The organism is Phycicoccus duodecadis (genome assembly GCF_002846495.1).
GTDB lineage: Bacteria > Actinomycetota > Actinomycetes > Actinomycetales > Dermatophilaceae > Phycicoccus > Phycicoccus duodecadis.
This window is the reverse complement of the sequence record NZ_PJNE01000001.1, coordinates 3,032,402-3,046,677: the sequence shown is the minus strand read 5'-3', so window position 1 is coordinate 3,046,677 and position 14,276 is coordinate 3,032,402. Positions and strand designations below refer to the sequence as shown.

General features: G+C 70.8%; 13 protein-coding genes. 8 read left to right on the top strand and 5 right to left on the bottom strand.

The genetic code is table 11. The annotated features are described in order from the left end of the window. The first annotated feature begins 4 nt into the window (after window positions 1-4). The 4 genes from ATL31_RS14150 to ATL31_RS14135 all read left to right on the top strand — a co-directional run bounded on the left by ATL31_RS14150 (window position 5) and on the right by ATL31_RS14135 (window position 4,431). Window positions 5-1,009, top strand: coding sequence for a hypothetical protein (locus ATL31_RS14150; protein ID WP_101396364.1), 1,005 nt, complete (start codon window positions 5-7; stop codon window positions 1,007-1,009). 690 nt (window positions 1,010-1,699) lie between these two features. Then, window positions 1,700-2,500: a mechanosensitive ion channel family protein gene (locus tag ATL31_RS14145; RefSeq protein ID WP_101396362.1), complete on the top strand. Its 801-nt coding sequence runs from the start codon at window positions 1,700-1,702 to the stop codon at window positions 2,498-2,500. Between the two features lie 147 nt (window positions 2,501-2,647). Continuing rightward, complete coding sequence (locus ATL31_RS14140; protein ID WP_101396360.1) at window positions 2,648-3,835, top strand: aminotransferase-like domain-containing protein; 1,188 nt, start codon at window positions 2,648-2,650, stop codon at window positions 3,833-3,835. A 110-nt stretch (window positions 3,836-3,945) separates the two neighbouring features. Continuing rightward, window positions 3,946-4,431: a hypothetical protein gene (locus tag ATL31_RS14135; RefSeq protein ID WP_101396358.1), complete on the top strand. Its 486-nt coding sequence runs from the start codon at window positions 3,946-3,948 to the stop codon at window positions 4,429-4,431. Between the two features lie 61 nt (window positions 4,432-4,492). Here ATL31_RS14135 and ATL31_RS14130 read toward each other — a convergent pair whose 3' ends face one another. From ATL31_RS14130 to ATL31_RS14120, 3 genes are all read right to left on the bottom strand, one after another. Then, window positions 4,493-5,122: a response regulator gene (locus tag ATL31_RS14130; protein WP_425440333.1), complete on the bottom strand. Its 630-nt coding sequence runs from the start codon at window positions 5,120-5,122 to the stop codon at window positions 4,493-4,495. Next, on the bottom strand, window positions 5,119-7,095 hold the full coding sequence (locus ATL31_RS14125) for a sensor histidine kinase (RefSeq protein WP_143598402.1): 1,977 nt from the start codon (window positions 7,093-7,095) through the stop codon (window positions 5,119-5,121). The genes ATL31_RS14130 and ATL31_RS14125 overlap by 4 nt, the downstream gene beginning before the upstream one ends. Before the next feature lie 64 nt (window positions 7,096-7,159). Next, on the bottom strand, window positions 7,160-7,855 hold the full coding sequence (locus ATL31_RS14120; protein WP_101396350.1) for a hypothetical protein: 696 nt from the start codon (window positions 7,853-7,855) through the stop codon (window positions 7,160-7,162). A 213-nt stretch (window positions 7,856-8,068) separates the two neighbouring features. Between ATL31_RS14120 and ATL31_RS14115 the strand changes: the two genes are divergently transcribed. Genes ATL31_RS14115 through ATL31_RS14105 form a run of 3 tightly spaced genes read left to right on the top strand, consistent with a single transcriptional unit; the run spans window position 8,069 to window position 10,359 of the window. Further along, window positions 8,069-8,326, top strand: coding sequence for a hypothetical protein (locus ATL31_RS14115; RefSeq protein WP_101397678.1), 258 nt, complete (start codon window positions 8,069-8,071; stop codon window positions 8,324-8,326). Next, the gene (locus tag ATL31_RS14110; RefSeq protein WP_143598401.1) at window positions 8,323-9,291 is read left to right on the top strand and encodes an NEW3 domain-containing protein; all 969 of its coding nucleotides are present in this window, start codon (window positions 8,323-8,325) and stop codon (window positions 9,289-9,291) included. Before ATL31_RS14115 ends, ATL31_RS14110 begins: the two co-directional genes overlap by 4 nt. 9 nt (window positions 9,292-9,300) lie before the next feature. Next, complete coding sequence (locus ATL31_RS14105; RefSeq protein WP_101396346.1) at window positions 9,301-10,359, top strand: hypothetical protein; 1,059 nt, start codon at window positions 9,301-9,303, stop codon at window positions 10,357-10,359. Between the two features lie 57 nt (window positions 10,360-10,416). On the opposite strand, the gene vsr is transcribed toward ATL31_RS14105, so the two are convergent. Beyond that, on the bottom strand, window positions 10,417-10,806 hold the full coding sequence (gene vsr, locus ATL31_RS14100; protein WP_101397676.1) for a DNA mismatch endonuclease Vsr: 390 nt from the start codon (window positions 10,804-10,806) through the stop codon (window positions 10,417-10,419). Window positions 10,807-10,944: 138 nt separating this feature from the next. Between vsr and ATL31_RS14095 the strand changes: the two genes are divergently transcribed. Next, window positions 10,945-12,234 carry an ATP-binding protein gene (locus tag ATL31_RS14095; RefSeq protein ID WP_101396343.1) on the top strand — a complete coding sequence of 430 codons (1,290 nt, stop codon included), beginning with the start codon at window positions 10,945-10,947 and terminating at the stop codon, window positions 12,232-12,234. A gap of 9 nt (window positions 12,235-12,243) precedes the next feature. Here the strand turns inward: ATL31_RS14095 and ATL31_RS14090 are convergent, their stop codons facing one another. Further along, a complete protein-coding gene (locus tag ATL31_RS14090; protein WP_101396341.1) occupies window positions 12,244-14,160 on the bottom strand; it encodes a DNA cytosine methyltransferase in 1,917 nt (638 codons plus the stop codon). Between the last annotated feature and the right edge of the window lie 116 nt (window positions 14,161-14,276).

The window sequence follows — 14,276 nt, the reverse complement described above, 5'->3', positions numbered from 1 at the left end:
ACCTGTGTTCCGCAGCAAGAGCAAGGCCGAGCAGGCCAAGGATGCCGTCGCCGACGCCACCGAGCGCGTGAGCGCCACGGCCCAGGACGCCGCCTCGCGCGCCTCCGACACCGCCCACGACCTGCGCCGTCAGGGCTCGTCGGCGACCAAGGACCTCAAGCACGCCCGCAAGGCGGCCGAGAAGGACCTCAAGCAGGCGCGCAAGGCCGCGGCCAAGGAGTACGGCAACGCCCGCGACCGCGCCTCCGACTACGCCGGTTCCGCCCGCGATGCCGCGGGCACCGCCCGCAGCCGCGCCCACGACTACGCCGATGTCGCCCGCGACACCGCCGACGACCTGCGCAAGCAGGCCCACGACGCGGCCGAGACGCTCGCCCCCAAGGTCGAGCAGGCCCGCGACACCTTCGTCGAGGACGTCGTCCCGAAGATCGCGACCGCCGTGGCCGCCATCCTCGCCGGCGCGGCCACTGCCAGGGAGCAGGCCGCCGAGGCCGCCGAGCGCGCCCCCGACGCCTACGCCGTCCTCAAGGGCGACGCCCGCGCCAAGAAGAACCGCGGCAAGGGTGGCTGGGTCCTGCTCCTGGGGGCCGTCGCCGCCGGGGCCGCCGCCTACGCCTACCGCAAGAGCACCGAGCGCCCCGACCCGTGGGCGAGCGCGGGCTCCTACACCCCGCCCAAGGCCGCCTCCACCCGCGTCAGCGACACGGTCGAGGCCGCCAAGCAGAAGGCCGGCGAGGCCAAGGACGCCGCGACCGCGAAGGCGGGCGAGCTCAAGGACAAGGCCGCCGACGTCAAGGACAAGGCGGCCGAGAAGGCCGGCGAGGTCAAGGACGCCGCCGCGACCAAGGTCGAGGAGGCCAAGGCCGCCGCCGGGCACGAGGCCGACCAGGGCACCGCCACCTGGAACGACGCCGGGACCGGCAGCAGTGGGGTCCCCTCCACCACGGGCACCTCCGAGAGCTCCGACCTGTCGACCCCGCACCTCGACGAGGGCTCCGACAAGGGCTGACCCTCCCCGCGCACGACGACGCCGGCCGCTCCCGTACGGGGGGCGGCCGGCGTCGTCGCGTCGCCTCTGATCGACGGATCGGCGCCCCCGCATCCGGCGGCGTCGCCCCGTTCGTCGGGGCCGGCCGCTCGCTGGCTGAGGAGCGGCCGGCCCCGACCACCACGGATGCTCCGACTCCCCTGCAGAGCCGAGCGTCCGGACCGTCCGCGGATCGGGGCGCCCGCGGAGGTCTCCGTCGTGACCGGACCTCCGAAGAGATGTGGAGCGACGGCAGTTGCGCCACGGGCCGGGAACGGCGGGCCCGCCGGCTTTCCGGAGCGAAACCCCGGCGGATGGGGCGAGCGTAGGACTGATCGGCCGCGAGCAACATGGCTCGACCGGGCCATGGGCGCGCCATCGCGTCGGAGGGTCGGCGCCGTGGACCCCCCGCGCGCACCGCCCCGCTGGTGACGCAGGTCACACCAGATCCTGCGTGGGCACCCTTGCCAGCGGGCATCAAGCCTTCCGACGAGGAGTCGTCCCGCCAGCGGGGCCGCGGACCCATCGCGCGGCCTCCCGGGCACCGCCCTCCGTCACCTTCGGTCAAACCGCGGCCGTGCGCCCCTCGGGGCGCCGCACGTCGCCCGGGCACCACTGCCGGGCCGCCCCGCCGGTGTCGCCGACGGGGTCCCCCCAACAGGAAGTCCCCTCATGGACAACGCCCTCACCCGAGCGCTCGCCGACATCGCGACGTTCATCCCGAAGCTCGTGCTCTTCCTCGTGATCCTCGTCATCGGCATCATCGTGGCCAAGGTCCTCGCCAAGGCCGTGAACGCGCTGCTCGAGCGGGTCGGCTTCGACCGCGCCATCGAGCGCGGCGGCATCGGCCGGATGCTCGAGTCGTCGTCCTTCGACGCCTCCGACGTGCTGGCCAAGATCGTCTACTACGCCGTGCTGCTGTTCACCCTCCAGCTGGCCTTCAGCGTCTTCGGCCCGAACCCCATCAGCCAGCTGCTGACCGCGATCATCGCGTTCCTGCCGCGGGTGTTCGTCGCGATCGTCATCATCGTCGTCGCTGCGGCCATCGCCGCCGCCGTCAAGACCCTCATCCAGGGCACCCTCGGCGGCCTGTCGTACGGCAAGGCGCTGGCCAACATCGCCGGCGTCTTCATCCTCGGTCTCGGCGTCATCGCCGCGCTGAACCAGGTCGGCATCGCCACCTCCGTCACGACCCCGGTCCTCATCGCCGTGCTCGCCACCATCGGCGGCATCCTCGTCGTCGGTGTCGGCGGTGGCCTCATCAAGCCCATGCAGCACCGCTGGGAGGGCTACCTCAGCACCGCCGAGGCCGAGGCCCCCAAGGTCAAGGCCCAGGTCGACGCCGCGCCCAGCGTCGCCGACCAGGCCCGTGCGGCCCAGGACCGGATGCACCAGCCGGCGGCCCAGGTCGACAGCCCGGTCTACGACCAGACCGGCGACACCCGCCCGTTCACCGGCGGCCCCACGGTCTGACCCCAGGCCCGATCCCGCTCGACGCCGCGGCGCCCGCACCCCCTCGGGGGCGGGCGCCGCTCGCGTGTCCCGGGAGCCTGCCGTCCGCTGCCGACGGGCCGCGGACGAGACCACGCCGTGGCCTGCGACGGGTGGAGGATGGGCGGCATGACCTCGTTCGCCCGCCGCGCCGAGCGCGTGCAGCCGTCGGCCATCCGGGAGTTCCTGGCGCTGGCCGGGACCCCGGGCATCACCTCGTTCGCGGGCGGCTACCCCGACGCGTCGCTCTTCCCGATGGACGAGCTGCGCGGCATCTACGACGCGCTGCTGACGGCCGGCGACGGGTCGGCGCTGCAGTACACCGCGTCCGAGGGGCTGCCGGCGCTGCGCGCGCTGGTCGCCGAGCGGCTGACCGCCGACGGGATGCCGTGCACCGCCGACGACGTGCTCATCACCCAGGGCGGCCAGCAGGGGCTCGACCTGGTGGCGAAGCTGTTCGTCGACGCCGGCGACGTCATCGTCACCGAGCGGCCGACGTTCCTCGGGGCCCTCATCGCGTTCAACCCCTGTGAGCCGCAGTACCGGTCGGTGCCGATGGACGACGGGGGGATGGACGTCGACGCGCTCGAGGAGGTGCTGCGCACGACCGAGCGGGTCAAGATCGTCTACACCGTGCCCGACTTCCAGAACCCGACGGGGCGGACGATGAGCCTGGCACGGCGCCGGCGGCTGGTCGAGCTCGCCGAGGAGTACGACGTGGTCGTGCTCGAGGACTCGCCCTACCGCGAGCTGCGCTACGAGGGTGAGCGGCTGCCGACGATCAAGAGCCTCGACACCACGGGGCGCGTCATCCACCTGGGGTCGTTCTCGAAGATCCTGGCGCCGGGGCTGCGGCTCGGCTGGGCGCTGGCCGAGCCCGAGGTGCGCGAGAAGCTGGCGCTGCTCAAGCTGGCCGCCGACACCCAGAACGGCACCCTCAACATGCGCGCGGCGGCGGCGTACCTGGCGCAGTTCGACGTCGAGGCGCACATCGCCGGGATGCTGCCCACGTACCGGCACCAGCGCGACCTGATGCTCGAGACGATGGCCCAGCACTTCCCGGCCGGGATCACGTGGACGCGCGCCGAGGGCGGGCTGTTCACGTGGGTGACGTTCCCGGAAGGGTTGGACCTGGCCGCGTTCCAGCGCGACGTGCTGATCCCGCGGGCCGGGGTCATCGTGGTGCCCGGGGCGCCGTTCTTCTCGGAGGCCCCTGAGGCGCACCACGCGCGGATGAGCTACTCGGGCGTGCCGGACGAGCGGATGGTCGCCGGGGTGCGGGCGATGGGCGCCCTCCTCACCGAAGCCCTCGCCTGACCGACAAGCCAGTGTCAGCACCGATGTCGGGGGCAGGGCCGCCATGGCGTGATGGTTCGGTCCCTGACCCGCGCTGGATGCGGGCCGCTCATCGAACAGGAGTTGATCGCATGTCCGTTCGCACCGCCATCGCCGTCACCGCCGTCACCGCGCTGGCGACGGTCGCCACCGCGGCACCGTCCCTCGCGTCCGCCACCTCCGAGACGAGCCACGTCACCCTCCCCGCGGCCGGGAGCACGTTCGCCTGCCAGGGGGGCGACCTCGTCGTCACCAGCGGAACGATCGACATCACGATCTCGACCACGGTCGACGGACGTGGCGTCTTCCACATCACGGGCACGATCGTCCCCCACGACGTCGTTCTCGCCGACGCGGCCGGTACCTCGTTCTGGCTCAGCGGCGCCCAGTGGTTCGGGGGCAAGGCGACCTCGCCGGACGCCGAGCCGGTCGTGTCGACCGAGACCGACCACTTCGTCGTGCACCACGCCTCAGGAGGGGTGTACGCCAAGGTGTCGGCGGTCACCCACGTCTCGCCCGGGTCCGCGTTCGCCCTCGACAAGGGTCAGTGCGAGCAGCCGGTCGACGCGGGCGCGTGACCATCGTCAGGGCCGGGGCCGCGGGGCGGTCCCGGCCCCGTCCGGGGCGGGGTGCCCGGGGTCAGCCGCCGAGATAGCGCAGCACCGCGAGGACACGACGGTTGTCGTCGTCGTTGTCGGCGAGGTCGAGCTTGGTGAGGATGCTCCGCACGTGCGTCTCCACGGTGCGCTCGGTCAGCCAGAGGCGGCCCGCGATGGCGGTGTTGCTCCGCCCCTCCGCCATGAGACCGAGCACCTCGCGCTCTCGAGGGGTGATGCGTTGCAGCCCTTCGGCACCGGAGCGCTGCCCCATCAGTCGCTCGACGACCATCGGGTCGAGCGCACTCCCGCCGGCAGCGACCCGCTCGAGCGCACCGAGGAAGTCCTCGACGTCGAGCACCCGGTCCTTCAGCAGGTACCCGAAGGCCCCGAGGGCGACCAGATCGCGGGCGTGCCGCACCTCCACGTGCTGCGAGAGCATGAGGATGCCGATGTCCGGGCGCCGCATCCGGATCCTGCGGGCCGCACGCGCGCCGTCGTCGGTGTGGTCCGGCGGCATCCGCACGTCGACCACCACTACGTCGCAGGGGGTCGACGCGACGACCGCCTCGAGCTCGTCCGCATCGCTCGCCCGGCCGACCACCTCGTGGCCGACGTCGGTGAGCAGGCTGGCGAGGCCCTCCCGGAAGAGGGCCGTGTCCTCCCCGATCACGACGCGCACGGCAGCACCGCGCGCACCGAGGTCCCCTGGCCCCTCGGGCTGACCACCGTGACCGCCCCCGCAGCGGCGGCGACCCGGTCGGCCATCCCCGCCAGGCCGGAGCCGCCCGGGTCGGCCCCGCCCACCCCGTCGTCGGTGACCTCGACCTCGAGCACCTCGTGCTGCCGGCGCACCCGCACGACGACGCGCCCGGCGGCGGAGTGCTTGACGGCGTTGGTCACCGCTTCGACCACCACGAAGTACGCGGTCGCGACGATGTCGTCGGGCAGGGGGATGTCGTCGACGTCCAGCAGGATGGGGAGTGGGGCGGTCGCGGTCAGGCCGGCCAGGGCCGGCGCCAACCCGTCGTCGAGGCACGACGGGCGGATGCCGTGGGCCAGCTGGCGCAGCTCGGCGACCGCCGTCCCGAGCTCGGCGACCGCCCGGTCGAGGACGGCGTCGACGCCGCCGGAGTCCCGCCCCAGGTGGCGTTGGGCCACGCGGAGCGACATCCCCAGCGACACCAGACGTTGCTGGGCGCCGTCGTGCAGGTCGCGCTCGAGGCGTCGACGCTCCTCGTAGCCCGCACGCTGGAGTCGCGCCCGGCTCGCCTCGGCGTCACGCCGGGCGAGGTCGGCGAGCAGCCGGGCTCGCGCAAGCTCGGCGAGCGGCGACGCCGTGCGCGTGGCCTCGTGCAGCAGCGCCGGCTCGACCACGGTGGACGTCACGTACGCCGCGACCGTGTGGCCGCTGGTGAACAGGGGCACGGCGTCCTGGGGCAGGGGAGCCACCACACCGTCCCGGTCGACCACCGACCCGTCCGACGTCAGCGAGTAGAACACCCGCAGCGACGGGTCGTCGAGCGCCTCGCGCAGCACGCTCTCGAGCCCGGTCGGGTCGGCCCCCTCCTGGTGCACGCGCCGGGCGAGGTCGTCGACGGCCTGGCGCAGGCGGTGGCGCCGCGGGTAGGCGACCCGGTCGATGACGGCCGTGACCGGGCGGCGGAGAGGGAGCACCGCGAGCAGGCTCAGGGCGGCCACCGCGGCGGAGACGACCGGGTGGCCCTGGCCGAGGAGGGCGCCGAGCGCGACTCCCACCGCCGTGGCGCACGCCAGGGCCAGCGCGCTCAGGACCGCGTAGGTCGCGGTGGCGCTGAGGGCGCGGTCCACCCCGTAGAGATCGTGCCGCACGACGGCGGTCACCGTCGCCCCCGGGATGGCCAGCCAGGTGATGACCAGCCCGACGAGGACGAGGTCGGGCACGCCGAGGACGAGGTAGCTGAACCAGCACAGCAGCAGGGACACGGGCAGCCCCGCAGCGCCGAGGGTGAAGGCCCGCACCTGCCGCCGCACGCGCTCGTCACCGTGGCGGTGGCGCACGACGGGGGCGGCGACGGCACCCATGAGCAGCACGAGCAGAGCCAGGGGGAGGCCCACGGCCAATGGCTCCGCGACGGCCGCCCACGAAGCCGGCAGCGCGCCGAGGACGTGACGGCTCGAGGTGTAGGGCGGGGGAAAGCGCTCGGGCTGCACCGCGAGCAGGAGGATCCACGCAACGGGCACGGCGAGGAGGCCGTAGAGGACGCAGCGCCACCGGGGGCCGACGAGCCGCCCGTCGGGGAAGAGGAGCACCAGCAGCGCCGCCGGTACGTAGAGCAGCATCCACGAACCCTGGGACAGCGCGACGAGCAGGTCGTTCACCGGCACCTCGCGGTGCCTGGCCACGGCGGCCGCCCAGCCGTCGCCAGCCGCGACGACGAGCGGCGAGACGGCGAGGAAGCACAGCAGGCCGCCGACGAGGTGGTGCGGGTCGTGCCGGAGCAGGAACCATCCCGCCGCGAGGGGGACGAGGGCCAAGGCGACGATGACCAGCACGTACGCCGTCATCGAGGGACCCATACCCTCCCCGGCCGCGGTGAGCGTCGCCGCAGCCAACGCACCCGCCACGAGTGTGGAAGCGGCGCCGACCACCAGGGGCCGCGTCATGAGGGAACGGTAGCGCCGGCGGGAAGCCGCGTCACGGGTCCGCTGCGGCGACTGCCGCGCCGGCTCATGCCGCCGGGAGCGGGCTGGCATCCCGGGTGGTGGCCGCCGAGGCGTGGTCACCGCTGTCGTCGCCCGCCCGGAGCGCTCGCCCGGCGACGGCGAGGGCTGCGAGCGCGAGCAGGGCGAGCCCCGCGAGGTCGACCGCCTTGAGGTCGACGACGTGCGAGAGCAGGCCGGCGACGGAGGAGGCGGCCAGCGCCGGGCCCGTCCACGCGGGCGCGGCGTGGCTGCGCCACAGCGCGACCCCCAGGACCACCGGGCCGAGCAGCATCCCGGCGAGGAAGACGACGAGGACGATCGGCAGCGCCCACGCCCGCGACGAGGTCAACGCGTCCGAGACGCTCGAGGACCCTGCGAGCGGCGACAGGAGGACGTCGTACTGGTCGGAGACGACCTGGAGCATCCCGGCGACGTACCCCGCAATCGCGAGCGCACCCCCGGCGAGGGACGCCGCGGGGGCACGCCCCCGGGTCAGCCGCATCACGACCAGGAAACCCGGCACCGCGAGCAGGATCCCGAGGAAGGACAGCAGGTCGGCCAGGTTCGTGGCGCCCGCCTGGGAGGCCGCGCGGGCCAGGGTCTGGGCCTCCGAGTCGGCGGCACCGTGCCACGGCGCGAGAGCCTCGGCCGTGAGCAGGAGCAGCGGGAAGGCGGCCAGGCAGAGAGCCGGGCCGACGTGGCGGATGGTGGCGGCGGACATGGCGCCTCCCTCGGGTCGTGCCGGCGGGGCTCTCCCGCCTTCCGGCGACGCTACGGAGCCGGGCCGGCGCGCACCTCAGCGCCAGCACGGGGATACCCGGGTCCCATCCGGCCCGGACTCTGCCCGGGCGCAGAAGATTCGGGGTCGACAGGCCGCGGCGACGAGCGGACAATGCTCGACAGCAGCGAGCCGACCCGCACCCAGGGAGAGGTCATGACCAGCACCTCCGCGCCGCATCGCCCACAGGTCGTCCGAGCGATCCTCCGCACCATCGCCGCCGCGGCGTTCGCGGCCCTCACCATCGCCTTCCTGGTCGAGCCGACGTGGCTCGAGGGGGCCACCGGCGCCGAGCCGGACGGCGGGAGCGGGGCTCTCGAGCTCACCCTCGTCCTGGTCGCCGGTGTGGCGGCCCTGGCGACGTCCGTCGGTGCCGGGCTCGCCTGGCGTCGCGTCCTCACGACGGGCGGTTGACCGTGCGACCGCTCGCCGACCTCCTGCGGGCGCTGCTCGCCATCCCCGGTGCCTTCGCCCGGCTGCTCCGCCAGCTGCTGCGTCTGCTCCTGGCCCTGTTCCGGCCGCGGCCGCACCCTCCCGACCGGCAGGACAAGGCGGCTGCGAGCCGGTGCGTGCCCATCGACGATCCCGCGATGCGGGTGCCCGACCCGCTCGTCTACTCGCAGCAGGACCTGATGGCGCGCGGGCTGCCGGTGACCTGGCAGAACCCGGACTTCACCATCCTCGACGGCGGCACGCCCGTCGGCTCGTACGACCTGCAGCCTGACCACATCTACACCGTCGACGTCCGGGTGTCGAACGCGGCGCCGGACTGCCCGGTCGTGGCGATGCCGGTCCACCTGTCCTACCTCGACTTCGGGATGGGGACGGTCAGCGTGCCGGTGGCGACCCGGCTCGTCGACGTGGGCGTCCAGGGCGGCCCCGGCAACCCGTCGCACGTCGCGTTCTCGTGGCACACCCCGGCGGCCCCCGGGCACTACTGCCTCCAGGCGCTGCTCGACCCGGCGAGCGACCGGAACCGGAACAACAACCTCGGGCAGCACAACACCGACGTCGTGCAGGCCCACTCGCCGGCGGTCGTCTCTTTCACCCTGCGCAACGAGACCAAGCGCGAGCACCGGTACCGCTTCGAGACCGACGCCTACGTGCTGCAGACGCCGAGGTGCGAGGACCTCGAGGAGTACCGCAAGGACCTGGCCCGCCACCTCGTGGCGACCCCGCTCCCGGCCGGCTGGGCCGTCGAGCTGGCCCCCGACCAGCCGGTCCTGGCGCCGGGCGGCCTCGTCTCCGTGACGGCCACCGTCACCCCGCCCGCCGGGTTCGACGGGACCCAGCGCATCAACATCCACGCCCTCTACACCGAGGGCTACCAGGACGTCCTGGCCGGGGGCGTCAGCGTCGACGTCGTCAAGCAGCCGTGAGGTGACGTGATGGCCGGATACAAGCAGTACACCCTCTGCAGCCAGCCGATGTCGTGGATGTCGCCGGCCGCCTACATCGCGACCGCCACCGCTGCGATCGCGGCCATCTTCGCCCTGCTCGGCTACGGCACCTTCCCGTGCGGGCTGATCCTCATCGAGGCGTTCGCGGCGGCCGGCGGGGTCGCCTTCTGCGACTGGTGGCTGAACATCCGGCTCGTCTGCCTCGGCGGCGACGAGAGCGTCATCGGTGCGGTGATCAGCGTCGAGACCCCCCAGGAGAAGGTCGGCAACGTGGACCTCGGTGACCCGAAGACCATCGCCAATGCCCTCGACACCGACTACTCCATCAACCTGCTCGTCTACCCGACGATGCCCGGCGTCGACCAGGCCCACCTCGAGACCAGCGTCCCGTACGGGTACCTCGCGGCCGAGACCGACGGGGTGCGCGACCACGTGGGCTTCTTCACCGGCGAGAAGGCCCGGGACAAGAAGGGCGTGCTGCCCTCGACCGCCGTCCTGCACGCCGAGTTCGAGGGGGCCGGCATCGCTGACTTCCGGGTGGGGCTGCTGGTCGCCTACGGGCTGGCGCTCGCGGCCTGGGCCCTGTGCGTGGCGCTCCCCCCACCGTTCGGCTGGATCGTGGGGGGCATCCTCGCGCTGCTCGCGCTCCTGGCCGCGCTGCTCGGAGGGGCCATTGGGGTGGGGGACGCCGGGTCACCGTCGGACGTCGAGGGCGCGCCGACCGAGATCCACCAGCCCGACGACAAGGGCCTCGGCTCCGACCTGCTCTACGTGCGGGGGCGCTGGGTCTTCGACTCTCTGCACACTGGCTGGAACGAGCTGCACCCCATCAAGGCCTGCACCGTGGTGGGGAGCTGGGATGGCGACTGGTCGTCCGACACCGTGGGCGTCAAGGACCGGCTTGATGCGGCCTTCGACGCCGCCGAGCGCGACGACGTCATCAAGCGTCAGGGGAAGACCGAGCACCAGTGGCGCGTGCACCCGCTGGTGGACGGGTGCGAGCTCAGCACCGAGCCGGCGCCCGATGGGGGTCCGGTCCTCCGCTGAGAACCGGCAGTCCGCTCACCAACCCGACCAAGTCGTGGAAGCAAGCGTGGTGCGCGGCTAAAGCCTCCCTGGGACTGCGAGTTCGAAGTAGGTGGCACGTATGAGGTCACACGCCACAGCAGCGGGGGTGTGCTCCCAGATCCGGAGGGGAGTCGCGCCCAGCTCCCGGAGCCGGTCATCTGTGTCTCGGTCCCGCCGTCGGTTGGACTCAATCTTGGCAACCCAGAAGTCTGTGCGGGTCTTCGGAATGACGAAGTGCTTCGGGCAACCGTGCCAGAAGCAGCCGTCCACGAAGACATACAGCCCCACCCGCGTGAACCCAAGGTCCGCTCGCCTTCGACGGTCGAAGGGAAGTGGCAGGTCGACGCGGTAACGAAGGCCTGCTCGGTGTAGCCGCGACCGGATGGCGAGCTCCGGCCCGGTGTCGCGTCCCCGGTTCGCGCGCATCGTGCTCCGCGCCGCAGCGCTGACCGGCGGTGACACGAACGTCTGCGCCGTCAAATACCCTAGGCGCGACACGCCCCCGCCGCGCAGGACTGCTCGCTTCTCGCCTGGCATGCTTTCAACTCTAGGAGGTTGACAGGGATGGCAGGACTCAGAGCATTGCAGGTTGCACCCTCTGCCGCACGGCTGACCGGATCACTGCGTGACATCGGGTACGACTTCACCACTGCGATCGCCGATCTCGTGGACAACTCGATTGCCGCCGGGGCGTCGCGAATCAATGTCTTCACCCAGTTCGTACCTCATGACTCCTATGTACTCATCAGCGACGACGGTCGCGGCATGTCGCAGGGCGAGTTGGTGGAGGCGCTTCGGTTCGGCACGCGACGCGACTACAAGAAGAATGAGCTGGGTAGGTTCGGACTCGGCCTCAAGACCGGCTCGTTCTCGCAGTGCCGTCGCTTGACGGTTGTGAGTCGCACCGCTCCGACGCTTGCCCGTTTCCAAGTGATGACGTTGGACCTCAACCGGATCGCGACGACCGACAGTTGGGACATCACGGTTGACGAGACCTCTCCAGCGATCGAGCGGGCAAAGGACCTGCTGCGCGAGTCCCCGGGCACGGTCGTCGTGTGGGAGGACCTAGATCGCGTCCTTCCGGAGCGCTATGCCGAGACGGGGTGGGGGCGGCGCCGCCTCAGTTCGCTCGCGTCCCGTACCGCCGACCATCTGGCCATGGTGTTCCACAGGTTCATCGCCGGCGAGGTCGGCCGCGGCGACCCGGTCGTGATCTGCGTCGATGACGCGAAGTTGGAAGCGTGGGACCCCTTCGCCCCGCACGAGCGGGAGCGGACGGTCCTCCCGGAACAGATCTTCGAGGTGGAGAACGGCTCCGGCAGCTCGGAGGTGCGCTTCCAAGGCGTCGTCCTTCCGGCCCGGGATCGGTTCTCCTCGCTCGAGCAGTTCGAACGGCTCTCCGGGCCGCAGAAGTGGAACCGACAGCAGGGGTTGTACATCTACCGGGCGGATCGCTTGGTGCAGCACGGTGGCTGGTCAGGCCTGAGAGGGATCGACGAACACACGAAACTTGCACGTGCGAGTTTGGATTTTGGAACGGACCTGGACGAGGACTTCCAGATAAACGTGGCCAAGATGCACGTAGCCCTCCCCCCTATGGTTCGGCAGATGTTGGAACGCCCGATACATGAGTTGTGCGTTCTTGCGGACGATGCCTACCGACGGTCAGCCAACACGACGGCGAGGGCAGAAGCCACGCCCAAGGGGTCCAGAGCCTCGGATATGGCGCTCCGCGACATAGGAGTTGCTTTGAAGGCGGCGCTGATCGATGACCGAGAACTAGGCGACTACAGCTCTGTTCTGCATCTGCTCCGAGCGCGGCACCCCGAGCTGGCTGATCAGTTGAGCCTTTAGCAAGCACCCTCAGCGGTCAGAAGCGTACCTACACCATGAGACGAGCGGGCAGACCCGGCACTCGGGCGCCTTGGGCGTACATACCTTTGCGCCGACCTCAATCAACGCTACTTGGGCCTTCGTACTTTCTTCGTCGAATCCGATCAAGCGTCCGACCGCGATCCGCCCATCTGAGTTCCGGTTCTTGAGCCACCTTTCAGTCCCTTGGAAGTAGCGGCCAGCAACGCGCAGAGCGCCTGTGTTGGCAACCACTGGCTCCTCTCCTTCGGGGACCGTAAGCATCGCCAGTTGAGCGGTCGTCGCGCGGAGCGTTCCGCTCGTGACCAGCCTGTTCAGCTGGGCGTCGTCGAGCGATCCCCCCGAGGCCACCACCGCCATTGCAGCTTCGACCAGTTGATCCGCCAAACCTGGCCGCCCCAGCCAGCCGACGATCTCGATGGCGCGGCCCTGATTCTCCAAGAACTTCCGAGCGGATTCCCAAGCGGACACGCTGGGCCAAAGAGCCGCGATCACGGTCGCGGATTCTGAGCCGAGAATGGTATCCCCCAGAACCACCATCCAGCGAGAGTCCGTTCGGAGCCAAGGGCTGATCGCGCTCGAACTCTGGAACCAAGCCGCCAACGCTGCCTTCGTGTCCGAAGTGGTGACGGCAAGTCGAGGTGCACCCCGCTCCACCACGTCTACAACAGCGGCTCCGACGGCGCGCGCGAGGCGAGGCGGTACAGCGTTTCCGATCTGACGGAAGGCCGACGTAGGTGATCCCGCGAAGCGGAAATGGTCCGGAAAGGTCTGGATCCGGGCCGCTTCTCTGATCGTCAAGGTCCGGTTCTGCTCCGGATGGATGTACCAGTACCCGTCTTTGGCGATGTGCGCAGTGATCGTACGCGACAAGTCATTCGCGTCAAGTCGCTTGTACTTGTCGTCAAAGATGTCGTCCCGATAGCGCTTGAGTTCCACTGGCAGCTCTGAGTAGCGGGTCTTGGTGTCGAGCTGCTCGAAGGCAGCCTCATCGTCAGGCCTCACGCGTCGCGTCACATGGTCGTAGACGCGATCTGCTTGGGCCGGGGCGACTGAACTTCGCATCTCGCGCTGGAACTCTGTCTTCGGCCCCGCATATTTTCGCCATCCAGCCTGATTCGCCTCAGAGACCCATCCGTCCTGGGGATCCACAGGTGGCAGATCTTGGATCGCATTCCCCAGAGTCACCTTTTTGCTCGACTCTGGGGGCCACGTGAACGCGAGACCGCCCAAAATCGCGACCAGTATCAAACGCTGACGGAATTGGGGGACGCCATACCGATAGGTGTCCACTACGCGAGGCTGAACCGAGTACCCCCAGTCCTCAAGACGGCGCACTATGGAGCGAAGGATGAACATCTCACGGTCGAGCGCCATATCGGGCACGTTCTCCATGATGACCGCGCGAGGTTGCGCCAAGCGAACGATCTCCAAGTAGGACTGCCAGAGGTCCCTGCGCTTGTCGTGGCGCTCTCGCACACCGTGCTTCACGAGGTAGCGCATCCTTGAACGACCAGCTTTGGAGAACGGTTGGCATGGGGGACCACCGGCCACGACGTCGATCTCGACCGAGCGAAGGATGGCACCCACTTCTTGGACCCGCTCGGGGTCACCCAAGTCCCAACCGACAGACATCCCCGCGAAGTGATGGGCGTGCGTTTCTAGGGCATCTGCATCGAAGTCAGCACCGAAGATGACCCGCATGCCGGCCTGCTCCAGGCCGAGACTCATCCCCCCCGCCCCCGAGAAGAGGTCTGCCGCCAACAGCGGGCTGTCCGCTGAGGACCGCATCCGCCGCACCAATTCCAACAGCTCTGCGGGCTCGCTGCAGTGGTCCGCGTTCCGTCGTAGGCGCAGTGCCTGACCACGCGCGAAGCGCGAAACGTTCGGATTCTCTACGGCGGTCATCGGCAAGAGTGTACGAGGAGCCGGCGACAGGCTCCTCCCAGCCAGCCGAGGACTGGGACGATCTGCACAGACCACGCGAGAAGGTAGCTGACGATCGACTCCCGAGGCCTCGAGGC